This window comes from Vibrio rotiferianus CAIM 577 = LMG 21460 (assembly GCF_002741985.1).
Lineage (GTDB): Bacteria > Pseudomonadota > Gammaproteobacteria > Enterobacterales > Vibrionaceae > Vibrio > Vibrio rotiferianus.
The window spans coordinates 206,620-233,339 of the sequence record NZ_APHW01000108.1 but is presented as its reverse complement, the minus strand read 5'-3'; the positions used below and the strand labels follow the sequence as shown (position 1 = coordinate 233,339).

The window sequence follows — 26,720 nt, the reverse complement described above, 5'->3', positions numbered from 1 at the left end:
TCATCCTTTTGATATTGGCTTAGGCCTCAGTTGAGCCTCTGCCTTGTTGTGTTTTCACAATAGATAAGTCGGTTACGATTTAAAATTAGCTTCCCAAAAGTAACTAGTTACTCCTAGGTAACTATTGGTTTGTGATGCGTCGTTTGATTACACTGGCGTAGCAGAGAATGGATTAGGGAAGTGCGATGTCGACAAAAGTGAATCATCAAGTACAGCCAGATGGCTACTGTAGTGTAGATAAATATTTAGCCTTAATATCGACAAAGTGGACAGCGCACATCGTATGGTTGCTCGGGCAACAAGAAGAGATGCGATTCGGTCAAATTCGTAAGCAGTTAGCGTTGGTGTCCAGCAAAGTACTTGCTGAGCGTTTGAAGTTGTTATCCGAGCATGGATTTGTCTGGCGAAAACAGCAAGACACCATTCCTGTTACAGTGAATTATGGGCTAACCCAAAAAGGTAAAGAGCTTGCTGGCGTTGTGGAGCTCATTGTCCAAAAATCCGATGATTGGGATGCAGATTAATTTCGTGCCAAGCCCCTTAGAACTTGTTTGTAGAAACTAATAGATATGTAGATTGCATCTAATTGTGGATTGAGACTGAGAATTAACATAGACCTGTACTATTAACCCTGAAAAAGAGTCACAATCATAACGGTTTTGATGGGTTTTTTCTCGTGTATTCGATAATAGATGGTTGATCGAACACGCATCTATCTCAAAGTACTTATCCACCAATTTAACAAGTAAGTTTCTATATATGGTTAATAGCAAATTGTTTAACTTTTTAAAACCCTATAAATTAATGGTTAGCCCCAAAGTTTCGGGTGAGATATTAATGCATGGAGAACCTATTAAGAATATTGAAGTGACTCTTCTTGCTGGTTTTAATGATTATTATGAAAAGAAAGTGATAACAGATAAAGAAGGGAAGTTCACGTTTGAACCTATCTTTCATCGACAATGGATGAAGCCTCTTTCACTCAATGAAAATTTAATAGGGATTCAAATTACGGCAAAAGTAAATAGCGACAAAGTTTTATTATGGTCTTCACATACGGGCTTAGTTTTGCATGATTATGTGGTAATCAATTTGGAAAAACTAGAGTATGAGTTAGGTGACGCCACTTATGAATATCACTTTAAAAACCGAGTCGTATCGAATGGACGTAACCACTTAGTTTTTGGTGCATGTCGCCTTAAAGGCTATGAAGAAAAATTACTTAGAGAGGATTTATAGCTCGCTACCTTAAGCATGCTTTGAAGAGCATGCGATATCCGGTTTACAAGAGTACTCGAGGGTGTAAGCAAAGTCCCTTAGCCAAACTTAGTGCAAGACGGAGTGATTACTTTTCAACAACGTAATTATTAAATTTGGTCAATTTGCATTGAGTGAGGACATAATTCCCATAAGAGTAAAGCTCATATCTTTTAAGTGGATCTGTTATCTCGCACTGCAAATTAGACATGTTTACTCTCTCGACTTTACCCACCTTATATTGCCTAAATGAACCATCCCAAATCTTCACTTCTCTGTTGTCAACCTCAGTGATAATTTCGATCTTCATTACAGTTTGGAATAAACCATCAAAAGTGCGGAAAACTTTTCTTCTTTTTTTCAGTACTGAATTAAATCTAAACTCACCATTTGTATTAGTAGTGCAACGTTCTTTGTAGAAATAATTGAAAGAATAAATCTTAAGAATTACAACATTATTACACAACGGATTTCCATTTTTAGTGATACGACCATAGCTCTCAGGAGAATACTCTTTAGCTTCTTTGCCGCAAAAAAGGTAGCCTAAAAGTATCGTAAAAATTAATGCAAACACTAAAAATAATGAAAAAGTCTCAAGTGCGATGAAAAATGCTTCGATCATGACCGTACCTCAATGAAAGCGAATACGCTGAATCGTTACTTAATACTCCTCAGGAAAACACGATATGTATGATTAATTTGGAGATAATTCACGTTTTCACCGACGTTATAAACTGGTGATTACATACCTTGATGGAAAGTGTTTAGTATTTGGTTGATGACGAGAGACTAGAAGTAATTGGATGTGCAATGGTGCCTAAAGTGCCTGGTGGTAGAAAACCATGCTCGATCGGTGAGCTTTTTTGTTTAACGTCCTAACAAAGTACAACAGCATCCACACGAGTTTACTGTCGCTGCGCCATTGATGAATATGGTTGCTCGGGCAACAAGAAGAGATGCGATTCGGTCAAATTCGGAAACAGTTAGCGTTGGTGTCCAGCAAAGTACTTACTGAGCGTTTGAAGTTGTTATCCGAGCATGGATTTGTGTGGCGAAGACAGCAAGACACCATTCCTGTTACAGTGAATTACGGGTTAACCCCAAAAGGCAAAGAGCTTGCTAGCGTCGTGGAGCTCATTGTCCAAAAATCCGATGATTGGGATGCAGATTAGGTGTTTCACCAGCGGCGGGAGGTTTCCTGTTGGAGTCACTCGGTATTATTGATTTACAAAACAGAATCAAAATGACTAAAGATAAGCCCCAATAAGCGCTACAATGCGACCGTTGCAAGAGCGCAATTTAGAATACTCATTCACAGAAACCTTAAAGTAACTATACATGTCTAAAGATTTCGAATTCACCACAGAATACATACTCGACAAGCCTTTCTTTGCTGAGTGTTATGATCAAACTAGCCAGCCAACTAAGTTCCCGCATGCGTATCTGAAAGGATTGCTCTTTCTAATTTTTGGTGTGGTCTTATTGGAGTTTGAACTGCTACCTAACGGTTATGTCGGTTGGTTCTTTATCGTATTGAGTGTGATTGAAGCGTGCAGCGTTTACTTCAAAAGAACTTGGTGGCTGTGGCGTCAAACCATCAGCTCAAGCCGTGGCAGCAAAGTGGTGTTTGAAGTGAATGCAGACGGAGTGCGCTACAAAAGCGGTAAAATCGATCGCAGCCTTGCTTGGAACAAAATCGACCAACTAGAACAAACCGATTTGGGCTTTATTCTTCATCTTGGTAAACAACGCCAATACATCAGCAAATCTTGCTTAAATGAAGAAGTCATCGCGTTTATGGTAGAGCAGCACGCTACATCAAAAGCGAGCTAACAAGTTTTATCAAACAAAAGGCGAATCACAAGGTTTGCCTTTTTCGATTTTCGGGATAGGTGTTTAAGTGTGAGCGCTAAATCGGACTCAAAATCTGAACCACTACACTCGGTGTTTCCGTTGGGTCATTCCTGCGAGAATAAGCGAGACTAGGAACCTCAGGTAGTGCGCGACCAAATAATGGCTGCAATGATCTCTTAAAAACAGTGATTACCCGGCACTGGTAAAACCTTATGCCGGGAATACGACTTTTATTTTTGAATCTCTTCAGAAATTAACAGCCTGAGGTAACTTCCGTTTTCTGTTTGTTTCTTTTGTTGAGTTTTACTATCTGGTGAATGTTTATGGCGATGCATAAGCTGTTCATCAGAACAACAGGGTAGGCACCAATGATCGCAGCGTATGTCGCCATTATTGCGCAGCCCAGAGAGTTCAAATATCGTAAATGGGAAACGCTGTTCATTAGCAATGACACGGTTATCACAATGGAACCCAAATAGCCGATAATTTCATTATTCATGAATATGGCCTCAATATTATTGGTTAGTCCGTAAACACAGAAGATTAGATATAAACTGAGTATCCGTGTTGCCTAGAAACGCATATTCCCTTGATGGAAACGATATATAGCCTCTAAAGCTACCTCGGTTTCTTTCTCAATTGCTTTTTCAAGCGGAATGTTTCGTTTCCCCCAGAAGTTTTCTCCACGTTTATGGTTTGCAGCTACCCCACAGATGGTCGCTCCTTTCAGTCCTCGGCGGTGACAAACCGTGAAGAGTGCAGACGCTTCCATCTCAATATTTTTCAGATTCAAGTCGATAAGTTTCTGGATCCATTCTGGTGTCTCACCATAGAACGAATCGTCCGTAGAGCTGATTCCCCAATGCACTTTAAAGTCTTCACCGTGAGAAAACTCTTTGGCTACGCGAATTAGCTCCGATGTTACTTCCAGATCGGCGACGGCTGGCAAGTTATCCGGTACATAGAACTTAGATGTCCCTTCATTTTTCATCGCTGCGGTTGTGATGACCAAATCACCAATATCTATGTCATCCTGCAACGCTGCACAGCTCCCAAGACGGATAAAAACTTTAGCGCCGATATTAGCCAGTTCTTCAACGGCAATGGCTGTCGACGGGCAACCCATACCTGTTGAGGTTACCGACACTCTCACACCTTTGTAATAACCCGTGTATGTCTTATGCTCCCGTTTATGGGCAACCAGTTTTGCGTCGTCCATATACTGGGCAATAATATCGGTTCTGAACGGGTCGCCGGGTAATAAAACGTATTCAGCTACGTCTCCTTCTACCATGCCGATATGATATTGTTTAATACCTTTTGTTCTTTCATCTTTATTAACTACAGACATATTTTACCTTTATTTTTAATTGTTTAATCGCGAAAAATTCATGTCAGATAAATAGGGGGTGCTTGTGGTTAACAACCATTTATTCCTATTTGTCGATGTCTAAAAATTATAAGTCTCAATGATGGAAGGGAACCACAGGGTATTACTTGAAATACTTTTTCTGTATGAGAAAAGCATCTTTTGGATATGAGAATAACGTCACGCTTTATGCTTTTGGAAATCAACTTGGTAAGCCGCCCAAGGTAGTACGGCTATTTAATCGATTCTTTAATGAAGTTGATAATGGTCTTCAGGCGTTTGGGAAGGTTCTGAAACTTCGGGTATACCGCGTAAACTGGCATTTGCAAGGTAGGAGTCCAGTCGGTAAGTAAAGGAACCAGTTTTCCACTCTCTATCTCATCGGTTAACAAATAACTGGCAATGTAACCGATACCTCTGCCCGCTAAAACGGCATCACGGACGGCTTCGGCTTTATCTACACGGAAGTTACCGGATACTTCAACCTCAATTTGTTCTGATTCCTTGCTGAAACCCCATTGGTTATAGCGGCGGTTTTTACTGTGGTAAGTAACACAGTTATGCGATTGCAAATCTGCTGGGTGGCTAGGTTTCCCTGCCTCCGCAATATAGTTCGGTGCGGCAAGTAAGATGAACTCGCTATCTTGAATTCGTTGCGCCACATAGCTAGGGTTAATCTCTTTGCAGGTGGTAAACCAGAGATCAATATTCTCTTCCAGCATGTCGATTTTATAGTCTAACAGGCTTACTTCTATGGTGAGTGAAGGGTAGAGTTTTTGAAGTTTATCCAGCGCAGGCAGTATATGAATAGTGCCAAACGAACATGATAGCGCTAAGCGGACGTTGCCTGATAGCTCGTCTCTTGAATCTATCATCATGCTGTTGGCTGTCTGGATAAGGTTTACTATTTTCCCGCAATACTCAGCATACTCTTTCCCTTCTGCTGTTAATGCCATGTTTCTCGTGCTGCGGTTTACCAACTGTACATTTAGATCTTCTTCGAGGGTCGTTATTTGCTTGCTCACATGAGAAACCGACACCCCTAGTTTTTCTGCTGCTTTGGTAAGGCTGCCGGAGGTGGCCAGAGCGTTGAAGAAAACCATCTGGTAAGCTTTGTGTTGTAAGTCGTTGTTCATTTATTAGCCTTGTTAGTGTCACTCTTAGCAGGAGTAGGCCTTAGTTTCGGTTTTTATTGTGTCTCGAAGTATAAATGACAACCTTGTCAGGAAAGCTGATATAACCCATATTTCTGAGTATTACGATTACCTGCTTAACTCATCAGCTTAATAACGAAACCTGCCTGATGCAGAGGTTACTTTATGGGGCTGAGGGAGGGGTTATGTGTGAGCTCTAATTCGAACGCAATGATTGAACCATTACACTCGGTGTCCCAGTTGGGGCATTCCAGCGAGGCTAAGCGAGACTAGGAATCTCAGAAAGCGTGCTGCGGAGTTAGTGTTTAAACTGAAACGAACCGATAATGATGAGTCGATTCTGTTTATGTTCCTAAAGCAATGAAGTAACGATGTACGCTCTAAAGCTAATTTTGGTTCAAAACGTGCGGACCTCAATAGAATCAAGCTTCCTCTGACCCAATAATTGCATCATGAAAGCTAATGACCTGGCAAAAGTTGAGCTCTGCTCCTATCAACCCTGCTGACGGAGTACTAGGACTGGTAAATACATCAAGACTAAATTTACCAAACTCCAACCTAGATAGAATATTTCGATTTTATAAGGGTTTATATTGAACGAATAATGTTCAATAGGAGATGCGCAAATGCAAATAGATGGACACCATTCACTAACTTATGTTGTTGCTAGATACGCTGGAATGGCACATAACGATGCAGAAAAGTTAGCTTACTGTGCTCAATACGTTGATGAAGCAACCAATTCGGATCCAGTTCGGTTTGACAACGGGGCGATGTTTAATCGTATTTCTTCCGCTCATAAAATGCTCGATTATCGAAATGGTAATGAGCTTGCCAACCATCTAGCATGGATACCTTTTCACTTCCTTCCTGGAAATCAAGGTGAGCACTATGACACTATTCCAGAGGGTGGTTTTATTCAGCGTTTGGTTTGTACTCCTGACAGCCCAGTAGCACGGGATATGCTAAAAGCAGTTGCTGCACATAGGAATTCTTCTTTTGGGTTACACATGATGGGTATTGCAATGCATGTTTACGCTGATACGTTTGCTCATCAGGGCTTCGCAGGCGTAAGTCATAAGATTAACGAGGTAGAAGATATAGAATCAAATTCAGATAGTGGTTTATTGGCTAGAGTAAAAGACAATATTTTTAACTGGAGCATCTCTACAATTTCACCATTGGGTCACGGCCCCGCACTTTCTTTCCCTGATCGTCCTTATGCCGAGTGGAGCTATATTAACGGTAATGGCGATAAGATAATAAGAAACAATACCGAGGATTTCATGAGTGCTGCGAATCAAATGTACAAGGCAATTAAATGCTTTATCAATGAAGATCAAAGCATGGATATTGACGCTCAAGATGATTTACCCGATGACAAAAAACTCATTTTGAAGTCCGCATTTCAAAGCATTCAGCATGAAGATGGTGAAGACCGTCATAAGGAATGGCTGAGACTCATTTCTCTTGGAGAGTTTGGTTTTCCTGCTGTAGAGCTAACTTTTGAGGTTATTGGGAAAGATAGCTGGAAAGAAATTGCTAGGGGTAAAGCTATAGCATCACCTCAATCTGCTGATTTAGTTACGTATAAATATAAAGACTCGTTCTTAAATTCAGACTGGAAGCTTTTTCATGATGCACTGAAAACCTACAGGCTAACGATTATCAGGGATGTACTTCCGAAGTACGGCATTTGTGTTGCTTAGCTCTGTCTGGGATGGGGTAGCTGATCTGGCTAGCTCAGATCTGCCCCATTATCATTCAGAATAATGGTTGTTCATATTCTGTTAAAGCGAGTGTGCCTTATCAAAAGTTATCCGAAATATATTAGAGAGTGGGCTATTGAGCAGAATGGATTCTTTGTCACACGCTTAACTCAGAGATTCAAAATCTAATGCTTAGCTATCATAAACTCTGTTAATATAAAGACTTACAGAGACTAACATTAGAGTGATTCATGCTTAAAGAAGTTGTGATTTGGCCTTCAGAAGAGAACAAAGGGCATCAACGTGGAAGCTTTTTTGAAAAGCTCACGAATTCTATTTTTTCAACTCAAAGGTATAAGGTTTCGGGGAACATTCAATTTACAGGGCGTGAGTTTGACCTCCATTGTGAGCATATGGATCGTTCAAACGAGCGTTGTTTGGTGGAATGCAAGGCTAAGCAGAACCTGAGCAGTGATGAAATTAAGAAGTTTGTCTTTGGCGTAACTTTTGACAACTTTGACTACGGTTATTTCTTATACACCAGAGATTTCGAAAGACAGGTTGGCGGTCTGATTAAAGAACTAAAAGAAGATGATAGATATAAGAATATCTACTTTTGGAATGCTGAAAAAGTTATTGAATTACTCGTTGCATCAGGTTCTGTGAAGGAGTTCTCGCTGGGGGATACCCCGCTAGATGTGTCTAAGCTTGTTTTATTGTATAGCTACAAAGGAGTTTATTGGATTCCCATACTGTCTTCAGGGACAGTTCCAACACACTTTTCTATACTTCACGGTAAAGATCTAAACCCTATTACAGAAACCAAGGTTATTGAAGAGATACAGGGTTACATCGAAGATATTGAGTCTCTCGATTTTTATGCGTTTGACTCTAAAGATAAAGCAAATGATGTAAATGCATCAGTTAATTTTGATATTGAGTCTGTCACTGAAATTCAAAGCTCAGATAGCTGGGATGACTATAAACCAGCAGCATTAAAGTTCTTCGTAGGGAGAAAAAGACAAAAAGATAAAATTTTTGGCTTTCTTAACGATGTTAGAACTCGCACGACAGACAAGCGAGTATTCTATATCGATGGGAAATCAGGTTGGGGTAAAAGCTCTCTCATGAGTGATTTGAGAGATAGAAGTAGGAATAAGCATTATAAAAACAAGCTTCTGACAGCGGTGATTGACTCTCGAAGTGCAAACTCAAGTAACTTCTTACCGTTGGCTTATGAATTACTTATTAAGAAAGCGATAGACAGTAAGTTTATCCCTAGTAAGTTTTCAGACGTTAAAGTACCTTCTACATATAACATCATGGGAGATCAACTCTCTCAGCAACTAGTGACTTATCTTGAACAAGAATCTAAAACACTGATTATCGTATTTGATCAGTTTGAAGACGTGTTTAGAAAGGATGGAGTATTCAAGAGCTTTTATAAGTTTTTGCTGGATGTTAATAACGCAAAGTCTAGCATCGTCCTTGGATTTTCTTGGAAGTCAGAAGTTAACATTCCTATCGAAAATGAAGCTTATCATCTTTGGCAGCAGTCAAAAGACCATGCATTCCAAATAACTTTAGATGAATTTGATAGTTCTGAGAGTAAGTCAATTATTAAGCAACTCGAAAAAGATTTGTCAGAAAAATTTGATATAGACTTTGTAAGAAAGATTGTTGACAACTCACAGGGTTACCCGTGGTTAGTAAAAAAACTGTGTATTCATATTAAAAAGAAGGCATTGCAAGGCCTAAGTATTGAAGATCTCTATGATCAGGATTTTCAAGTAGAGAGTCTGTTTACCGCTGACTTAGAAGAGCTAACTAACCCAGATGACGTTTCATCATTGCGTTATATTGCTAAGCGAGCATTTGATGACAATGCTCTAGATATTACAGAGTTAGATGAGGTTGTTAAAAGTGAAACTGTTCAGCGTTTAATTCACAAGCGTTTTGTTATTAAGAGTGGCACTAAGTATAACATTTACTGGGATATATTTAGAGACTATCTCGTTCTAGATGAAATCCCTCCAATCGGTGAAACCTACCTGATAAGACAGCCTGTTAATTCGGTTTGTGAGTCATTTTTGGTATTTAATAACGGTAATCACTTAACTCTCAATGAGTTCATGAATCATAGTGGTAGTGCTGAAGGAGAAGGTAGTGTACTCAATAAGTTGAGAGAACTAAGAAGCCTTGGTCTAGTAAATTACAAAGATAGTGTCTATTCGGTCAAAGTCGATGAGTCTGATATCAACAAAGAATTTTTTAAAGATTATGTACATGACAAGTTACAGAAGCATTCATTCACTCTTGAGTTGAAAAAAATCCAAGGCCGTGAAATCGTCCTGTCAGATCTTTCAAAAATAATAGATAGTAAAATCCAATCTACCAACTTTGCTCCTAAAACGTTAGAAACGTATGGTCAAACCTTTTTAGGATGGCTTGATTTTGCAGATTTATCGCTGCCAAATATTAGCGCATCTATGTTAAGGCGTGCTAAAAACGCAATATCGTATACACCTCAGATGTATCCAAATGATGTAGAAAAGTTCATTGTCACAATTAATAATGACTATCAGTTGGATAAATCCAAGAAAGAGCAGAAGCTTCTTTATGATTGTAAGTCTCTTGGGCTACTTACATACAATACGACGGCAATTAGATTGACTGAAGTTGGCGAAAGCGCTCAATTAGCGGATGCAGCAGGACGTAAGAAGATTATCGCTTCATGTGCTAAAAAGATGGAGAAAATTAATGTAGGGTATGATGTTCTTAAAGGGGACGGAAATATCCAATCACGCAATTTTAAAGACCACATAAATTCAGTGCTGGATGGATTGAACAGTCAGGTATACAGAAGTAAGACTTCGAGGGCGCTTTACCTCTGGGCTAGTTATATTCTCGATGCGGAATCGATAGATACGCATTCTTAGTCTGAACCTCTTGGGTGCACATGGGTTAAGGGGGAGGCCTCCCTTAACCGATAGAAAGGAAAAAACTTTGCTATGCTGTTTGTGCAAACCATTGGGTTGTAGTAGCCAGAGCGGCCTAAATTGTACTAATCTTCACCATCAAATCTGAACACCAAATCAAGCAGAGTTCCATACTTTTAGTTATTCGTGAATTACTAATTTAGCAAAAGCTCTGACAAGGTTTTGTCTAAAGGTGTGCTGACGGGGTATGTAGCACGAAATCTCCCCTTTCCTTCTTTCGACTAACTCAAAAAATACTCCACCAAAGCTTCATCTGACCTACTTTTTCTAATCTAATTATGTGACTAAATTTACTAATCCACTATAAACAAAGATGTGTGGCTTGAATCACACGTTCGGAATATGATAAGGAAACACTAAACGTAAATAAGGCCGCAACATGGCAACCGGCAACTTAAATGTTGATTCAAACTCAATCTAAGATTTTTATGCTTGGTATGTAATAAATTTTTAGTAGTTAACCGTCGATACCAACGCAAATTGGTTTGGCTTATTGATGAGAAGAAAGCTTTGATCTTATCGATTGTCGAAGAATACCCAATCCCTTTACTTGTGTCTGTCAAAACAAGTGCAGGGCACTGCGAAAGTTGTTTACATTGATGAACGGAAACGTTTTCAAACTCATACCTTTGAATTGCAGAGGTGGTCGATACGCCTAATAACCGTACAATTTGGTTTGGATGGTTGCTCTCTAACGATTGGCGAAGTGACGGATAACCGAATTTCAGTGCATCTGATTCCTGAAACCTTAAATTAAAGTTAAACAAGATTATTAAAAATGATTCCAATTGACAAATCAACAGCGAAACGCCTTAAATTAAAAGAGTACTTTACTGGTATTCCATGCAGCAAAGGTCACGTTTCAAAACGATTAACTAGAAATGATGAATGTGTTGAATGTAAGAAATTGTATGCAAAAGAATACAGAAATAAAAACATATCATATACATTTTCTCGTCAAGTTCTAGCTAGACTAGAGGGCAATAATATCATCGAGAGCAAGAAAGAAGAATTAACAATGTCTAATTGCGAGATGATGCTAGGCTATACTAGTCAAGAGTTATCAGATCATATAGAGCGATTATTTGTTGATAATATGTCTTGGGGTAATAGAAAATCATTTCATATCGATCACATAATTCCAGTTGCACAATTCAAAGAAAACAATGTAACTGACATATCAATAATCAATCATCTTAGTAATCTAAAGCCATTATCACCTAAAGATAACTTAGAGAAGAGTGGTGCATTTGTATCTGAATCTGATTTCAAAACATACATGAAGCGATTCAGTGATAACAAAACTCCTTGGGAGAGATATCTAGTCGCACGTGAAAATGGCGAAGTCGAATTAGTAAAAGCTAAAGCAATAACAAAATCAGAAATCATAAAAATTAAAAATAAAGAATATAATGATTCGATGTTTGAATTTTCAGTTGAAAAATACAAACAGAACTTCTTAGAACTACTAGAATGCGGTGTTTCTGATATAGATGGAATTCATAGAACATTCAAAATTTATGGTTCGAGCGAGGGAAAAGCTCGTATTAGTCATTACCTATCTGCGAGATTGATTCGTCGTGATGAAATTCCATATGTTTTAGAATCATTTTTTAGCATTCAACAAAACATGGTTGAAGCAAGAAACAATGATAAAGAGAACACCAAAATACTAGAAGAGAAATATAATTGTACTGGTTTGTATAATTTCATAATGAAATTTGATTGGCGAATAGTCGATAACGCATTAAGACATTATCAGCATGAATACGAATTAGATATGGATACGTTTTGTGATGATGATTTCAGAGTTTTTTCGGATTGGATTGATGTTGATTCAGTAGAAATTGTTGTACCAGAAGATATTGAAATATTTAGCTTATCGCAATATGGTAGAATTGTTTCTCATGACAAATACAAGGAAGTCGAAGAAATCGCTAATATGTTGATTGATGAACATGATGTTGACGAAGATTGCTTTGATTTGGTTTACAATTTAGTAGCTACACGCGGTAAAACTCTTGCAGAGAAACAGATTCTTATCGATTTAGAAATCATAGAAGATGAAAAAGAACTAACAGCATCAGAACAAAGAGTATTAGATATCGCTTCTACGTTAGGGATAGAGAATAAAGAAGAGATTGAAAAGTTGATCAATTCTCAGGGTATAGATAATGCTATGGACATTCTAGAAAGAGCACATGACAACAATCAAATTGTTGATGGAATATACAAGCCAGTTAAATGGTTTTGATGATAGTTGAATTGCATTGGATTAAAGGCTGTAATTTGACAGTCTTTTTCTTTACAAAGAAGCTTGTTTGGTACTCTTATGGTGGGGGAAAAAGTTAAATATTGAAGTTGATCTGAAAATACAAACCATTGTTGATACGCTTGAGCGAGTCCCTGCTGCAAAACATTTAACTTAGTGATCCCTTTGGCTTGGATACAAAGAGCGTTAGTTGTGAAACACAAAAGGAGCATATGATTGCTCCTTTGTTTGAATAGCAACCAACTTGATAGACGTCAGTAAACTAGTTTTGACCAAACAGAACTTATCCAAACTGCTTTATTTAGAGTACCAATTCTAAGCTAAGCAATATCTGTCCATTTTCTATTTAGTGAGCCTCTAATTTGATTAACGCTAGATAGGCTTAGCCCACAAAGGAAAAAGCGAACCTTGTAAGGGTTCGCTTTTGAATTATTAGGAATTAACCAACTTTATTAAGATAACCATCTTCATTAAATCGTTAACCAACTTAATTAGTTATCCTCAACTACAAAAATTATTCTTCGTAGTTATCGATGCTTGGGCACGAGCAGATTAGGTTACGGTCGCCGTATACGTTATCTACGCGGTTTACTGTTGGCCAATACTTCCAAGATTTGGTTGCTTTAGAAGGGAAGCAGCCAAGCTCACGAGAGTATGGGCGCTCCCATTCTTCTTTCGCTAGGTCAACTTGAGTGTGTGGCGCGTTAACAAGTGGGTTGTTATCTAGCGGCCATTCACCATTCTTAACCTTCGCCATCTCTTCACGGATTGCGATCATCGCATCACAGAAGCGGTCTAGCTCTTCTAGGTCTTCCGATTCCGTTGGCTCAACCATTAGCGTGCCCGCTACAGGGAACGACATAGTTGGTGCGTGGAAACCGTAGTCCATTAGACGCTTCGCGATGTCTTCTTCGCTGATGCCTGTTTCTTCTTTTAGTGGACGAATGTCGATAATACATTCGTGCGCTACACGGCCATTAGTACCACGGTAAAGAACAGGGTAGTGAGGACGTAGTGTTTCCATCACGTAGTTCGCGTTCAGAATCGCTACTTTCGTTGCGTCTGTTAGGCCAGCTTCGCCCATCATCGCAATGTAAGCCCAAGAGATAGGCAGGATAGACGCGCTACCCATATCCGCTGCGGATACTGCGAAGTTTTCGCCGTCTGCACCGTTTTCAATGTGACCTGGTAGGAAAGGCGCTAGGTGCGATTTCACACCGATAGGACCCATGCCCGGACCGCCACCACCGTGTGGGATACAGAAGGTTTTGTGTAGGTTTAGGTGAGAAACGTCTGAGCCAATAAAGCCCGGCGTTGTTAGACCAACCTGTGCGTTCATGTTTGCGCCGTCTAGGTAAACCTGACCGCCTGCTGCATGTACCATTTCACACACTTCTTTCACTTGCTCTTCGTATACGCCGTGCGTAGAAGGGTAAGTGATCATGATGCTTGATAGGTTGTCTTTGTGCTTCTCGATTTTCGCTGCTAGGTCAGTGACGTCGATGTTGCCTTCTTCATCACACTTAACCACAACTACTTTCATTGACACCATAGACGCTGTTGCAGGGTTAGTACCGTGCGCAGAGCTTGGGATCAAACATACGTTGCGGTGACCTTCGCCACGGCTCTCGTGGTAGCGTTGAATCGCGATAAGACCTGCGTACTCACCCGATGCACCAGAGTTTGGTTGCAGTGAGAATGCGTCGTAGCCAGTGATTTCACATAGCTTCTCTTTTAGATCTTTTGCTAGTGCTGCGTAACCGGCTGCTTGTTCTGCTGGTGCGAACGGGTGGATTGAACCAAACTCAGGCCAAGTTACTGGAATCATCTCTGCTGCTGCGTTCAGCTTCATCGTACAGCTGCCCAGTGGGATCATGCCGTGCGTTAGCGAGAAGTCTTTGTTCTCTAGCTGTTTTAGGTAACGCATCATCTGTGTTTCGCTGTGGTGCGTGTTAAACACAGGGTGCGTTAGGTATTCCGTTGTACGGCGCAGTGCTTCTGGAATCGCTGCAAACTCGTTGCCTGCGATTTCAGTGGATAGTGCTGCGACTTCTTCTTTCACACCGAATACTGCGAATAGGGTTTCTACGTCTGCCACTGTTGTGGTTTCGTCGAAGCTTACACCTAGCTGAGTACCCAACTTACGTAGGTTGATGTCTGCGGCTAGTGCTTTCGCGTATAGGTCTTCAGTTTGTGCACCAGTATTGATGGTGATGGTGTCGAAGAAACTGTTGTGAGCAAGCTCGAAGCCGCCTTTCGTTAGGCCAGCAGCTAGGATGGCTGTCATGTGGTGCGTACGACGAGCAATCGTGCGTAGACCTTCTGCGCCGTGGTAAACCGCGTAGAAAGACGCCATGTTCGCTAGTAGTGCTTGAGCGGTACAGATGTTTGATGTCGCTTTTTCACGACGGATGTGCTGCTCGCGCGTTTGCATTGCCATGCGCAGTGCTTGGTTGCCATTGGTATCGATAGATACACCGATAACACGACCTGGCATAGTACGCTTGTGCTTGTCACGTGTTGCCATGAAGGCTGCGTGTGGACCGCCGTAACCCATAGGAACACCGAAACGTTGTGCCGAGCCGATTGCAACGTCTGCACCCATTTCACCCGCAGGTTTGAGTAGGCAGAAGCCAATAGGTCAGTTGCTACGGTTACTAGCGTTTTGTTTGCTTGCGCTTTTGCGATGATGTCCGTTAGGTCACGAACTTCACCCGTTGTGCCTGGGTATTGAACTAGTGCGCCGAATACGTCTTGCTCTGGCAGTGATTCTAGAGAACCAACTAGTACTTCAAAGCCGATGAATTTCGCACGAGTTTTTACCACTTCGATGGTTTGTGGGTGAACGTCGTCAGCAACGAAGAATACGTTACTCTTGCTCTTACCCGCACGCTTACAAAGTGTCATCGCTTCTGCCGCTGCCGTTGCTTCATCAAGCAATGACGCGTTCGCGATTTCCATACCAGTAAGATCCATCACCATTTGTTGGTAGTTTAGAAGTGCTTCTAGACGACCTTGTGAGATCTCTGGTTGGTAAGGAGTGTAAGCGGTGTACCAGCCTGGGTTTTCCATCACGTTACGTAGAATTACGTTCGGCGTGAAGGTGTTGTAGTAACCCTGACCGATGAATGTACGTTTAACTTGGTTCTGATCCGCGAATTCACGCATTGCTGCCAGCATGTCTGCTTCGCTTTTTGCTTCTGCCAAGCTCATTGGCTGCTCTAGGCGAATTTGTGCTGGTACGGTTTCGTCGATAAGCGAATCTAGGCTTACAGCGTTGATCGCTTCCAACATTTTCTGTTGATCAGATTTGTTTGGTCCATTGTGGCGAGCAACGAACTCGTTTTGTGTGCTGAGGCTTTGAAGTAATTCAGTCATTGTCCTTTACCTACTCCTTGGTCCGGGTAACGGAAATGGTCATCTGACACATTTAATTATACGTCCGAACCTAGAAAAAAAGCTGTCCACTAATCGTTATGCTAGGGGACAGCTTTCGTCTCATCCTAATTACTCTTCTTCGATAGAGCTTAGGTATTCTTCCGCATCTTTTAAGTCATCCAACTCAGATGGGTTTGAAAGCTTCACTTTCACAATCCAACCACCTTCGTATGGTTCTTCGTTGATTAGCTCTGGGCTGTCTTCTAGTTCTTCATTGATTTCAACTACTTCACCAGTGACTGGTGAGTAGATGTCTGAAGCCGCTTTTACTGACTCAACCAAAGAAAAGCTTTCGCCTGCTTCAACTTCGTCATCTACGTCTGGTAGGTCAACGAATACTACGTCACCTAGCATCTCTTGAGCGTGCTCTGAAATACCGATAGTTACTGTGCCGTCACCGTTGTCACGTACCCACTCGTGGCTATCTGTAAACTTCAGTGTTTTGTCCATTGCTTAATCTCCAAATAACTTGTCAGGATAGTTTCTGATTTAATAAATCTTTCTTACTGGTAAAGAGGGAAGCGACTGCAAAGCTCTTTCACTTGCTTGCGTACGCGTTGTTCTACTTCTGCGTCACCTTCTGGGTTGTTGACCAATCCGTCCAGTACGTCACCAATCCAATTACCGATGAGTTTGAATTCTTCAGCGCCAAAGCCGCGGCTTGTACCCGCAGGCGTTCCTAAACGGATGCCCGATGTAATCATAGGCTTCTCTGTGTCGAATGGGATGCCATTTTTGTTACATGTGATGCCTGCACGCTCTAGAGCTTCTTCTGCTTTGTTACCTTTCAAGCCTTTAGGGCGAAGGTCAACCAGCATTAGGTGCGTGTCAGTACCACCAGTTACGATGTCGCAACCGCGAGTTTGCAATACTTCTGCCATGACTTTTGCGTTGTTGATCACTGAATCAATATAAGTTCTGAATTCAGGACCTAGGGCTTCACCGAATGCCACTGCTTTAGAAGCAATCACGTGCATCAGTGGGCCGCCTTGTAAACCTGGGAATACCGCTGAGTTGATTTTCTTAATGATGTCTTCGTGGTTGGTCAGGATCATACCGCCACGTGGGCCACGCAATGTTTTGTGTGTTGTCGTCGTTACAACGTGCGCGTGTGGAAGCGGGCTAGGGTGCGCGCCTGTTGCGATAAGGCCAGCAATGTGTGCCATGTCGACCATAAGAATCGCGTTTACTTCGTCTGCGATTTCACGGAATTTTGCGAAGTCGATAGTACGTGGAATTGCACTACCACCTGCGATGATCATTTTAGGTTGGTGCTCAATAGCTAGCTCACGAACGTCGTCGTAGTTGATTTCTAGTGTTTCGCGGTCAACGCCGTATTGCACTGCGTTAAACCATTTACCAGAAAGTGCAGGGCGTGCACCGTGTGTTAGGTGGCCACCTGCGTCCAGAGACATACCAAGAATGGTGTCGCCAGGTTGAAGCAGTGCCAGTTTTACTGCGCCGTTTGCCTGAGCGCCTGAGTGTGGTTGAACGTTTGCGTATTCACAATTGAAAAGTTTTTTCGCGCGTTCGATAGCAATAGCTTCCACTGTATCTACGTGCTCACAACCACCATAGTAACGGCGACCTGGGTAACCTTCAGCGTATTTGTTTGTTAGGCATGTGCCTTGAGCTTGCATTACCGCTTTAGAAACGATGTTCTCAGAAGCGATAAGTTCGATTTGTTCGTTTTGGCGAGCGAATTCTGCCTGAATTCCAGCAAAGACAGCGTCATCTGTCGCGGAGAGGTTGGTAGAGAAAAAGTTTTCCAAGCTGTGGTTAGGGTAACTCTTGTTCATGGTAGTTGACCTTCCAAATCTGAAAATGAACCCGCAGTAGAAATAGTTGTTTGATTGCGATGGTGGCTCATTTGTCCTCAAAACAGCTGAACTGCATAGCAGAACAGAGTGACTTTCGACCCGAATAAGTGGGTTAAAACTCCGCTGGATTGTGCTTTCTCCAGTCCAATCTCTAACGGAAATGTGCATCTCTACATCTAACAAGTTGGTAACATACCCCCTGAGGAACGAACAATCAACCAAAAATTTCCTATAGGAAACGAGATTTCTGGTTTTGTTAACAAGAGCACGCTTTAATTAACTCGGTGGACTTTTATCCACTATAGGGTTCATGCACAATGCTAATAGGAAGGAATAAAGAAGTTTTACAGAGGGATTTATGGCAGAAAGTATTTACGATGAATACCCGTCAATGACGTTGGCGAAAGAGCAGCAAGACCAGAATATAGAACCGCTTAAGCTCGGTCAGCGCATTAAAGATATCCGCTCTAAACTTGGTATCACGCTAGAAGAGGCGAGCCAACGTACTGGCCTTGCTCGTTCTACGCTAAGTAAGATCGAGAATGAACAGATCTCTCCAACGTTTCAAGCAATGCAGAAACTGGCACTTGGTCTGCAAATTGATATGCCGCAACTCTTTGAACCACCAAGGAAAAAGGTGGCGACAGGTCGTCGTGATATCACTAAGAAGAAAGAGGGTAAACCACACCCGACTCAAACCTACGAACACGAGCTGCTGGCGACTCAACTTTCCAATAAGAAAATGATGCCTTTTAAGAGCCAAATTCGTGCTCGCAGTTTTGATGAATACAAAGACTGGGTCCGCCATGATGGCGAAGAGTTTCTGCTTATATTATCAGGCGAGGTTATGTTCTATTCGGAGTTCTATGAGCCTGTTGTATTAAGTGAAGGCGACAGTGTTTACTACGATGCGAACATGGGCCATATGTTGACCAGTGTGAGCGAAGAAGATGCGAACATTTTGTGGGTCACTGCCAAATAGTGATAAATAGTTGTAAATTTCCTATAGTGAAAGCAAACGATTGCTATTGGTTTTAAATGCGTTATCATGGCGCTCTATTGATGACATCTCACTCAATAGAGCGCCTTTTTTGTGCGTTTTATTGTGATTAAAATGTTAAAAGTCACACTTTTGAAAGTCGAGCGATGTCTTGTTCGTGCAAAATTGAATCAAGCGTGTTTATTATTGGAAACATTATTCGATGCGAATGCCGACAGCATTCTCGGGTCTATCTAAATGGAGACGAAAATGACTCAAGAACTTCTGAAAACACCACTGCATGCACTTCATGTTGAAGTAGGCGCAAAGATGGTCCCGTTCGCGGGTTACGACATGCCAGTTCAATACCCACTAGGCGTAAAGAAAGAACACTTACACACACGTGATGCAGCAGGTCTGTTCGATGTTTCTCACATGGGTCAACTTCGTTTGATTGGTGACGGTGCAGCTGCATTCCTAGAAACTCTGGTTCCAGTGGATATTGTTGACCTAGGCGCAGGCAAGCAACGTTACGCTTTCTTTACTAACGAGCAGGGCGGCATCATGGATGACTTGATGGTGGCTAACCTTGGCGATCATTTGTTTGTGGTTGTAAACGCTGCATGTAAAGAACAAGACATTGCCCACCTTCAAGCGCACCTTCCATCTGGCATTGAGCTAGAAATCATTGATGATCGTGCACTGCTTGCGATTCAAGGCCCTAAAGCGGCAGAAGTGCTTGCGCGTTTTGCTCCTGAAGTAGCTGAGATGCTGTTTATGGACGTTCGTAAAGTAGAGCTACTTGGCGTTGAGTGCATTGTTTCTCGTAGTGGTTACACGGGCGAAGATGGTTACGAAATCTCTGTACCTGCAGATAAAGCAGAAGAGCTTGCTCGTAACCTAACAGGTGAAGAAGAAGTAGAGTGGATCGGCCTTGGTGCTCGTGACTCACTTCGTCTTGAGTGTGGTTTGTGCCTATACGGTCACGACCTAGATACAACGACGACTCCTGTTGAAGCAAGCCTACTATGGGGCATTCAAAAAGTGCGCCGTGCAGACGGTGAGCGTGCGGGTGGCTTCCCTGGTGCAGGCATCATTCTTAAGCAGATCGAAACGAAAGATGTTGTCCGTAAGCGTATCGGCCTAGTTGGTCAAACGAAAGCGCCAGTACGTGAAGGTGCAGAGCTGTTTGATGCAGAAGGTAACAAGATTGGTGTGGTAACCAGTGGTACAGCAGGCCCTAACGCAGGTAAGCCAGTATCAATGGGTTATGTACGCGCAGATCTTGCGGCGATTGGTACTGAGCTGTTTGCAGAAGTACGTGGCAAAAAACTACCAATGACGGTAGAGAAAATGCCATTCGTACCGCAACGCTACTACCGTGGTTAATTTAGCTAATTTATTGATTTAGAGAGTTAAATAAGGCTCGTTATTCCAACGAGACTAGGTAAAACTAGGCGAGATTAGGAATCTACCTCCCACGCGCTGTATAACTACAGTGTTGCGTTTAGGAATAAGTAACTATGAAGTAGGTTCCATTTAGTTTTCTCTCTGAAACGACCAGTACAAACAAAAATGCCGAGCTTAGTGCTCGGCATTTTTTATGTTCTATTGAGTAACTTGCTTATGCAGTGAGTTCTTCAATCGGGCAGCACATTTGCGTTACGATTTCGCTCAATTCACTTGGGTGGATCATGTCTTCTTTATTCACGCTGAACTGGTTCGCCATGATGGTGTTGAATAACTCCCAATGATTAAGCAGCATTTTTTCGCGATTGTTTGCATCTTCTGGCCATGTTTCTTGCATCATCGGGGTTAAACTGATTGCCCCGTGTGCGAATACCAGCATTTGCCATTTTGATTCCCACTGGTCGATTTGATGCTCAGGGTACTCAACGTTGTACTCGGCAAATAGCTCGGTAAAGATGGCCGCGAACTCATCTTTTGATTTAAGGAAGTATTGCAGTAATGCATCGTCGCCATGGCGGATTGCATCGGCAATCATCTGGATTGGATGCGGGTGTTTGAGCGCAAAGGCCAACATCCTTACCATAAATAGGTAGATTTTCTGATTAGACGGGGTGTTTGCTGGCATTTCGTCAACCAACTGCGCCATGTAGCCTTGCATGAATTCATCCATGGCATCACTCACTGCTTGCCAGATCTTTTCTTTGCTGCCGAAGTGGTGGCGAATCAAACTATGGGAGACACCAGCCTTTTCACTGATGTTGCGAAGCGAGACGCGTTCGTACCCCAACTCACAGAACATATCCGCCGCAACTCTAAGAATAAGACACTTAGTTTGCTCAGCGGCTTCAGCACTTCTACGGCCTTGCTTTCTTTCTGTCATAGTTCGAATTTTCCCGAATATTAATCAACGCGCCTATTTTTACCAGAAACCACACCATTTGCCTAATTATTTTATTATCCACGTGGAAAATATGTTGATCATTTTTTTATTGCTCCTATACTGCACATCTGTGTAGTAAATATTAAGTCGATGGAGAAAGCCAGTGCGAAAACAATATCTAAAGCGCACATTTGTCGGAGCCGCGGTGGCATTAAGCCTCGCTACGATGCTGACAGGGTGTAACAAAGCCGTATCAGAACCGTCCGAGCCATTAATCAAACCTGTGAAATTGCTTGCTGTTAATGATCTGACAGTTGCCGATTCTGATGCATTCCTTGCACGAATAGATGCAACCTACAGAGCTCAACTTTCATTTCAGGTAGGTGGCGAGATTGAGAAGTTGATCGTGCGAATGGGTGAAGAAGTGAAGCAGGGCGATGTGCTTGCAACGCTAGACCCTAAAGATTTGCAGTTGGCGCTTGATGCGTCACAGGCACAGTACTCTTTGGCTAAGACTCAGTGGGAACGCTCGAAGAGTCTGTACAACAAGAAGTTGATCAGTGCTGATAGCTATGACCAGCAAGAAACGCAATACAAAGCGGCATTAGCAAACCTAGAACAAGCGAAGACCGACTTAAGCTACACAGAAATTCATGCGCCGTTCGATGGTGTGGTGTCTTATACGTATGTGAAGCCATACCAAGTGGTTGCGGCGAAACAAGAAATCCTGAATTTGATCGACAATACCACCTTGGACGTGTCGTTTACTTTGCCAGTGACTTACGCTGAAGCTGTGTCATTGAACTCTCTGAAAGACGCAGAAATGTGGGTCACCATGGACAGCGAGCCTAACAATCGCATCCAAGGTAAGTTCAAAGAAATCTCGACTCAACCAAATGCCGATACCAACAGCTATGAAGCGATTGTGACGATTACTCGTCCTTCTGATCGTAACTTACTGACGGGTATGACGGGTCAAGTACACATCGCTAAGCAAAACGTTTCTAACGCAATGACGCTGCCAAATGCAGCTTGGGTGTCGAAAGATGCGAATCAAGGCGAGGTTTGGGTAATGGACAGTGAAACACAACAGGTGAATAAAGTGACCTTGTCACTAAATGCAAATGGTGGTGTGGAGTCTGGTCTTGATAACAATGACTACGTTGTCATCGCAGGTGTTGAGCGCCTAGTAGAAGGCCAAGTAGTGAAAGCTTGGGTTCGTGAGGAAGGTATCTAATGAAACGTTCACTATTCACAGTATCTGCTATTGCGCTTGCAGTACTGACGGGTTGTAACAGTACGGATGAAGTCGTGGCAGAGCAGCCACTGTATGTCTCGACGGTGTCTGTTGATGTACCTGTGAAAAGCCAATTTCGTACATTTAAAGGTCAGGTCGTTCCTGCCGAGCAAACGCCAATTGCATTCCGCCGTGCGGGTGAAGTGCAGCACGTGTTAGTCAAAGCAGGCGACACGGTGAAACAAGGCCAGATGATCGCTAAGCTGGACGACAGCAAAGAGAAGCAAGCGGTAAACGATGCAGAAGCGCAATATACGTTAGCGATTCGTCAGCTTAAACGCGGTGAAGAACTGCATAACCGCCAAATGATTTCGAAAGCGGAGTTGGATGAGCTAACGGCGAACAAAGAGCTGGCGGAAGCAAACTTCTACAACGCAACCAACCAACTGAACTACACGCGTCTGTTTGCACCGTTTGCAGGCAAAGTTTCTGACGTATTTAAAGAGCGTTTTGAGCGTGTGGCGATTGGTGAGCCAGTTCTAAACCTATATCAAAGCGACAAAGTCTATGTTCGTATCGAGCTATCAGACAATGTGTTGGCAATGGTGAATCCAAATACTCAGAGCATGAGCTACCAGCCTCAAGCGACATTTTCGGGTGATACAAAATCTTACCCGTTAGATTATTTAGAGCACACCAGTGAGCCGAACGCACAAACACAAACTTACCAAATGTACCTAACCATGCCGCAACCGGAACAAGAGATTCTGCCGGGCACCAGCGTGAGCGTTGCTGTGGATATGGTCGAAGCGGGCATTACGTCAATTGACGGTTACAACATTCCAATGACGGCGCTTCAAGCAGGCAGTCATACTGGTGAGTTTTTTGTTTGGAAATTAAATGGTGACGCCGTCACTAAAGTGGAAGTAACCATCGACCAAGTGAATGGCGAAGGTGCGATTGTGTCATCAGGTGTTGCTCAAGGCGATGTATTAGTGAATTCCAGCTTACGCAAACTGCGCGAAGGTAAGCATGTGGATGTGGTGGAGAAACAACAATAATGAGCATTGCTGAATACTCAATTAAGAACAAAGTCATCAGCTGGCTGTTCATCGTTATTCTAGCGGTCGGCGGTGTGACGTCGTTCCTAGAACTAGGTCGATTGGAAGACCCAGCATTTACCATTAAAGATGCGATGGTGATTGCAACCTACCCAGGTGCAACGTCTAAAGAGGTAGAAGAAGAGCTAACGTATCCGCTTGAAAAAGAGATTCGTAAGCTGCCGTACATTGATAAGATCACGTCAACGTCTTCAAGTGGTATGTCGCAGATTATGGTGAGCATGAAGATGGACTACGGTCCGGATGAACTGCCGCAAATCTGGGATGAAATGCGTCGTAAAATCAACGATCTGCAACCAACTTTGCCGCAAGGCGTTCAATCTCTGCAAATCATTGATGACTTTGGTGATGTGTACGGCGTGATGCTGATGCTAACGGGTGATGACTACGATTATGTAGAACTGAAACGTTACGCAGACCAACTGACGCGTGAGCTTGAGCTGATCGATGGCGTGGGTAAAGTGGACATCGCGGGTGACCAACAAGAGATGTTGTTTGTTGAGATTTCATTGGATCGTTTGGCGGCTCTGAACCTCGACATGAATGTGATTTCGGGTTTGCTCAACCAACAGAACAACGTGGTTTCTGCTGGTGAGGTGATGGTAAACGGCGAGAGCCTTATTATTCGCCCAAGCGGTACATTAAACACCGTAGAAGCACTAGAAAACCTGATCATTCATGGTCGCGATACGGGTAACCTGATTCGCTTGAAAGACGTGGCGACCATTAGCCGTGGCATTCAAGAAAAACCAGGCAATGTGCTGCTGTACAACGGCAAGAAAGCGATTAACATCGGTATTTCGTTTGCTTCTGGCGTAAACGTGGTAGAAGTCGGTCAACGTATTGAAGCGGAACTAGCAAGCCTTGAGAGTATTAAACCTGCAGGGCTTGATATGAACTACTTCTACAACCAATCGCAAGAAGTAGATGACTCTGTAAAAGCGTTCGTTATTAGTTTGGCAGAAGCGGTTGCGATCGTAATTATCGTGTTGCTGTTTACCATGGGTCTACGCAGTGGCGTGATCATTGGCTTGGTTCTTCTATTGACGGTATTCGGTACCTTCATCTTGATGAACTACAACAACATTGAGCTGCACCGTATTTCCCTTGGTGCGTTGATCATTGCGCTCGGTATGTTGGTGGACAACGCCATCGTGGTTGTGGAGGGGATATTGGTTGGCCTTAAGAAGGGACGAACCAAAGTTCAAGCCGCAACAGATATCGTGAAGCAAACTCAGTGGCCGCTACTTGGTGCGACAGTCATTGCTATTACCGCGTTTGCGCCTATCGGTCTGTCACAAGATGCAACTGGTGAGTTCATGGGTTCTCTGTTCTGGGTACTGTGTTTCTCGCTATTCTTGAGCTGGATTACGGCGATTACGCTAACGCCATTCTTAGCGGATCTTCTATTGAAAGAGGAAGACAAAGGCGCAGATGCTGAAGACGAAGACCCGTACAAAGGTTGGTTGTTCGTGGCGTTCGGTGCGTCTCTTAAACTGGCGCTGCGTTTCCGTTGGTTGACGGTAGCAGGTATGGTGGCATTACTTGTTGGCGCAGTGGTTTCGTTTGGCAGTGTGAAGCAACAGTTCTTCCCACCTTCAAACACGCCGATGTTCTACGTTGATATGTGGATGCCAGAAGGCACGGATATTCGCGAGACAATAAAGAAAGCGGAAGAAGTTGAAAGCTACATTCGCACTCAAGATGATATCGACTTTGTATCCGTATCGATTGGTCAAGGTCTGCAACGTTTTGCTCTGACTTATCAACCAGAGAAGAGCTATGAAGCCTACGCGCAGTTCCAAGTTCGTACCACCGACCGTGAGAACATGTTCAAGCTTCTACATAAGTTGGATGACAGCCTAGCGAAGACGTTTGATAAGCCAACGTTTCAGTTCAAACTGATGGAATTCGGCCCGTCGCCAGCATCTAAGATTGAAGCGCGTATTACTGGCCCGGATCCACAAGTGCTGCGTGACTTAGCGGTGCAAGTAGAAGACATTTTGCATACCGACCCAGGTGCTCGTAACATTCGCCATGACTGGCGTGAGCGCACCAAAGAGTTAGTGCCGGTATTTAACGAATCAAAAGCACGTCGCTTGGGTATCTCAAAAGAAGATCTTTCAAGCACGCTACAGATGGCGTTTGGCGGTAGTGCACTTGGCTTCCTACGTGATGGTACCCACACGCTGCCTATCGTTACTCGTTTGCCAGAAGCAGAACGTGTGGACTTTGAGTCACTGCAGAACGTGAATATCTGGAGTCCGTCTCTACAAACGTACATCCCGGTAGATCAAGTAATTGATGGTGTGAAGCTAGATTGGGAAGAGCCGTTGATCCAACGTCGTGACCGTAAGCGTACTCTAACGGTACTGGCTGACCACGATGTGCTGAGTGACGATACCGCGGCAAGCTTGTTTGCACGTGTACAACCGAAAGTAATGGCGCTGCACATTCCTGAAGGCTACGAAATTACGTGGGGCGGTGAATACGAATCATCGAAAGATGCACAAGAAGGTCTGTTTGGTTCGTTGCCGATGGGTTACTTGTTGATGTTCATCATTACGATGCTGCTGTTTAACTCACTTAAGAAGCCACTGGTTATTTGGTTTACGGTTCCGCTATCAATTATCGGTGTTTCGTTTGGTTTGTTAACCACTAACATGCCATTCAGCTTTACCGCGTTCCTTGGTTTATTGAGTTTGAGCGGTATGATTCTGAAAAACGGTATCGTACTTCTAGACCAAATCAACCTTGAGCTAGAGTCGGGCAAGGATCCTTACTTAGCGATTGTTGACAGTGCAATTAGCCGCGTACGTCCAGTAAGCATGGCAGCACTAACAACGATCCTGGGTATGATTCCATTGGTGTTCGATGCGTTCTTTGGCTCAATGGCAATTACGATTATGGCAGGCCTTGGTTTTGCTACAGTGCTAACGTTGATTGTTGTCCCAGTCATGTTTGCAATTCTGTTTAAGATCAAACCAACCACTGCATAAGGGACTTCCTGGCTTTTATTATTGTCAGATTCCTGCCTAGCCCTGGGGACTTTCCTCAGGGCTTTTTTGATCTTGGCGTATAGGGACGAGAATCGAGATACGAGAGGAAGAAGAAAGACACGAGAAAAAGGTAAAGTCGAAAAGGAGGGCTGGTGATTTGAT

Annotated in this window: 18 protein-coding genes and 3 pseudogenes; 13 read left to right on the top strand and 8 right to left on the bottom strand. The window is 42.8% G+C overall.

Features of this window, described 5'->3' with window-relative positions:
- The first annotated feature begins 185 nt into the window (after positions 1 to 185).
- Both B853_RS23380 and B853_RS23375 read left to right on the top strand, forming a co-directional pair.
- On the top strand, positions 186 to 524 hold the full coding sequence (locus B853_RS23380) for a winged helix-turn-helix transcriptional regulator (protein ID WP_038883985.1): 339 nt from the start codon (positions 186 to 188) through the stop codon (positions 522 to 524).
- 235 nt (positions 525 to 759) lie between these two features.
- Complete coding sequence (locus tag B853_RS23375) at positions 760 to 1,239, top strand: DUF6795 domain-containing protein (protein WP_227741900.1); 480 nt, start codon at positions 760 to 762, stop codon at positions 1,237 to 1,239.
- A 106-nt stretch (positions 1,240 to 1,345) separates the two neighbouring features.
- On the opposite strand, the gene B853_RS23370 is transcribed toward B853_RS23375, so the two are convergent.
- Positions 1,346 to 1,879 (bottom strand): DUF6795 domain-containing protein, encoded by a 534-nt coding sequence (locus tag B853_RS23370; RefSeq protein ID WP_038883987.1) that lies wholly within the window; start codon positions 1,877 to 1,879, stop codon positions 1,346 to 1,348.
- Between the two features lie 307 nt (positions 1,880 to 2,186).
- Here B853_RS23370 and B853_RS23365 point away from each other — a divergent pair.
- Both B853_RS23365 and B853_RS23360 read left to right on the top strand, forming a co-directional pair.
- Positions 2,187 to 2,429: pseudogene (locus B853_RS23365) on the top strand (winged helix-turn-helix transcriptional regulator); the annotation flags it as partial.
- A gap of 166 nt (positions 2,430 to 2,595) precedes the next feature.
- On the top strand, positions 2,596 to 3,090 hold the full coding sequence (locus B853_RS23360; protein WP_038883988.1) for a YcxB family protein: 495 nt from the start codon (positions 2,596 to 2,598) through the stop codon (positions 3,088 to 3,090).
- Positions 3,091 to 3,364: 274 nt separating this feature from the next.
- On the opposite strand, the gene B853_RS26945 is transcribed toward B853_RS23360, so the two are convergent.
- The 3 genes from B853_RS26945 to B853_RS23345 all read right to left on the bottom strand — a co-directional run bounded on the left by B853_RS26945 (position 3,365) and on the right by B853_RS23345 (position 5,616).
- On the bottom strand, positions 3,365 to 3,610 hold the full coding sequence (locus tag B853_RS26945) for a YgjV family protein (protein ID WP_081641161.1): 246 nt from the start codon (positions 3,608 to 3,610) through the stop codon (positions 3,365 to 3,367).
- A gap of 72 nt (positions 3,611 to 3,682) precedes the next feature.
- On the bottom strand, positions 3,683 to 4,462 hold the full coding sequence (locus B853_RS23350; protein WP_050568938.1) for a nucleoside phosphorylase: 780 nt from the start codon (positions 4,460 to 4,462) through the stop codon (positions 3,683 to 3,685).
- A 251-nt stretch (positions 4,463 to 4,713) separates the two neighbouring features.
- Positions 4,714 to 5,616, bottom strand: a complete 903-nt coding sequence (locus B853_RS23345) for a LysR family transcriptional regulator (protein ID WP_050568939.1) — start codon at positions 5,614 to 5,616, stop codon at positions 4,714 to 4,716.
- Between the two features lie 644 nt (positions 5,617 to 6,260).
- On the opposite strand from B853_RS23345, the gene B853_RS23340 reads away from it, so the two are divergent.
- From B853_RS23340 to B853_RS23325, 4 genes and pseudogenes are all read left to right on the top strand, one after another.
- Complete coding sequence (locus B853_RS23340) at positions 6,261 to 7,343, top strand: DUF6765 family protein (protein WP_038883990.1); 1,083 nt, start codon at positions 6,261 to 6,263, stop codon at positions 7,341 to 7,343.
- A gap of 251 nt (positions 7,344 to 7,594) precedes the next feature.
- Positions 7,595 to 10,282 carry an nSTAND1 domain-containing NTPase gene (locus tag B853_RS23335; protein ID WP_038883991.1) on the top strand — a complete coding sequence of 896 codons (2,688 nt, stop codon included), beginning with the start codon at positions 7,595 to 7,597 and terminating at the stop codon, positions 10,280 to 10,282.
- A 628-nt stretch (positions 10,283 to 10,910) separates the two neighbouring features.
- Positions 10,911 to 11,096: pseudogene (locus B853_RS23330) on the top strand (riboflavin synthase); the annotation flags it as partial.
- A 24-nt stretch (positions 11,097 to 11,120) separates the two neighbouring features.
- The gene (locus B853_RS23325) at positions 11,121 to 12,596 is read left to right on the top strand and encodes a hypothetical protein (RefSeq protein ID WP_038883993.1); all 1,476 of its coding nucleotides are present in this window, start codon (positions 11,121 to 11,123) and stop codon (positions 12,594 to 12,596) included.
- Positions 12,597 to 13,128: 532 nt separating this feature from the next.
- Here B853_RS23325 and gcvP read toward each other — a convergent pair.
- The 3 genes and pseudogenes from gcvP to B853_RS23310 all read right to left on the bottom strand — a co-directional run bounded on the left by gcvP (position 13,129) and on the right by B853_RS23310 (position 17,851).
- Positions 13,129 to 15,992, bottom strand: a pseudogene (gene gcvP / locus B853_RS23320) (aminomethyl-transferring glycine dehydrogenase).
- 129 nt (positions 15,993 to 16,121) lie between these two features.
- Positions 16,122 to 16,502, bottom strand: a complete 381-nt coding sequence (gcvH, locus tag B853_RS23315; protein WP_038883995.1) for a glycine cleavage system protein GcvH — start codon at positions 16,500 to 16,502, stop codon at positions 16,122 to 16,124.
- A 53-nt stretch (positions 16,503 to 16,555) separates the two neighbouring features.
- Entirely contained in the window at positions 16,556 to 17,851 is a 1,296-nt protein-coding gene (locus tag B853_RS23310) for a serine hydroxymethyltransferase (protein ID WP_038883996.1), read from the bottom strand.
- Positions 17,852 to 18,230: 379 nt separating this feature from the next.
- Between B853_RS23310 and B853_RS23305 the strand changes: the two genes are divergently transcribed.
- On the top strand, positions 18,231 to 18,854 hold the full coding sequence (locus B853_RS23305) for a helix-turn-helix domain-containing protein (protein ID WP_010451970.1): 624 nt from the start codon (positions 18,231 to 18,233) through the stop codon (positions 18,852 to 18,854).
- A 267-nt stretch (positions 18,855 to 19,121) separates the two neighbouring features.
- Positions 19,122 to 20,240 (top strand): glycine cleavage system aminomethyltransferase GcvT, encoded by a 1,119-nt coding sequence (gene gcvT / locus B853_RS23300; RefSeq protein WP_038883997.1) that lies wholly within the window; start codon positions 19,122 to 19,124, stop codon positions 20,238 to 20,240.
- A gap of 235 nt (positions 20,241 to 20,475) precedes the next feature.
- On the opposite strand, the gene B853_RS23295 is transcribed toward gcvT, so the two are convergent.
- Positions 20,476 to 21,201 carry a TetR/AcrR family transcriptional regulator gene (locus B853_RS23295; RefSeq protein ID WP_038883999.1) on the bottom strand — a complete coding sequence of 242 codons (726 nt, stop codon included), beginning with the start codon at positions 21,199 to 21,201 and terminating at the stop codon, positions 20,476 to 20,478.
- A 163-nt stretch (positions 21,202 to 21,364) separates the two neighbouring features.
- Between B853_RS23295 and B853_RS23290 the strand changes: the two genes are divergently transcribed.
- The 3 genes from B853_RS23290 to B853_RS23280 are packed head-to-tail and all read left to right on the top strand — an operon-like array spanning position 21,365 to position 26,558.
- Complete coding sequence (locus B853_RS23290; RefSeq protein WP_038884000.1) at positions 21,365 to 22,438, top strand: efflux RND transporter periplasmic adaptor subunit; 1,074 nt, start codon at positions 21,365 to 21,367, stop codon at positions 22,436 to 22,438.
- Positions 22,438 to 23,499 carry an efflux RND transporter periplasmic adaptor subunit gene (locus tag B853_RS23285; RefSeq protein WP_038884002.1) on the top strand — a complete coding sequence of 354 codons (1,062 nt, stop codon included), beginning with the start codon at positions 22,438 to 22,440 and terminating at the stop codon, positions 23,497 to 23,499. The genes B853_RS23290 and B853_RS23285 overlap by 1 nt, the downstream gene beginning before the upstream one ends.
- Positions 23,499 to 26,558 (top strand): efflux RND transporter permease subunit, encoded by a 3,060-nt coding sequence (locus tag B853_RS23280; RefSeq protein ID WP_010451965.1) that lies wholly within the window; start codon positions 23,499 to 23,501, stop codon positions 26,556 to 26,558. Before B853_RS23285 ends, B853_RS23280 begins: the two co-directional genes overlap by 1 nt.
- Positions 26,559 to 26,720: the final 162 nt, after the last annotated feature.

Bases quoted from the DNA above. Each gene is read 5' to 3' on its own strand.
- B853_RS23380 (WP_038883985.1), top strand. From the start codon at position 186: ATGTCGACAAAAGTGAATCATCAAGTACAGCCAGATGGCTACTGTAGT.
- B853_RS23375 (WP_227741900.1), top strand. From the start codon at position 760: ATGGTTAATAGCAAATTGTTTAACTTTTTAAAACCCTATAAATTAATG.
- B853_RS23370 (WP_038883987.1), bottom strand. From the start codon at position 1,879: ATGATCGAAGCATTTTTCATCGCACTTGAGACTTTTTCATTATTTTTA.
- B853_RS23360 (WP_038883988.1), top strand. From the start codon at position 2,596: ATGTCTAAAGATTTCGAATTCACCACAGAATACATACTCGACAAGCCT.
- B853_RS26945 (WP_081641161.1), bottom strand. From the start codon at position 3,610: ATGAATAATGAAATTATCGGCTATTTGGGTTCCATTGTGATAACCGTG.
- B853_RS23350 (WP_050568938.1), bottom strand. From the start codon at position 4,462: ATGTCTGTAGTTAATAAAGATGAAAGAACAAAAGGTATTAAACAATAT.
- B853_RS23345 (WP_050568939.1), bottom strand. From the start codon at position 5,616: ATGAACAACGACTTACAACACAAAGCTTACCAGATGGTTTTCTTCAAC.
- B853_RS23340 (WP_038883990.1), top strand. From the start codon at position 6,261: ATGCAAATAGATGGACACCATTCACTAACTTATGTTGTTGCTAGATAC.
- B853_RS23335 (WP_038883991.1), top strand. From the start codon at position 7,595: ATGCTTAAAGAAGTTGTGATTTGGCCTTCAGAAGAGAACAAAGGGCAT.
- B853_RS23325 (WP_038883993.1), top strand. From the start codon at position 11,121: ATGATTCCAATTGACAAATCAACAGCGAAACGCCTTAAATTAAAAGAG.
- gcvH (WP_038883995.1), bottom strand. From the start codon at position 16,502: ATGGACAAAACACTGAAGTTTACAGATAGCCACGAGTGGGTACGTGAC.
- B853_RS23310 (WP_038883996.1), bottom strand. From the start codon at position 17,851: ATGAACAAGAGTTACCCTAACCACAGCTTGGAAAACTTTTTCTCTACC.
- B853_RS23305 (WP_010451970.1), top strand. From the start codon at position 18,231: ATGGCAGAAAGTATTTACGATGAATACCCGTCAATGACGTTGGCGAAA.
- gcvT (WP_038883997.1), top strand. From the start codon at position 19,122: ATGACTCAAGAACTTCTGAAAACACCACTGCATGCACTTCATGTTGAA.
- B853_RS23295 (WP_038883999.1), bottom strand. From the start codon at position 21,201: ATGACAGAAAGAAAGCAAGGCCGTAGAAGTGCTGAAGCCGCTGAGCAA.
- B853_RS23285 (WP_038884002.1), top strand. From the start codon at position 22,438: ATGAAACGTTCACTATTCACAGTATCTGCTATTGCGCTTGCAGTACTG.
- B853_RS23280 (WP_010451965.1), top strand. From the start codon at position 23,499: ATGAGCATTGCTGAATACTCAATTAAGAACAAAGTCATCAGCTGGCTG.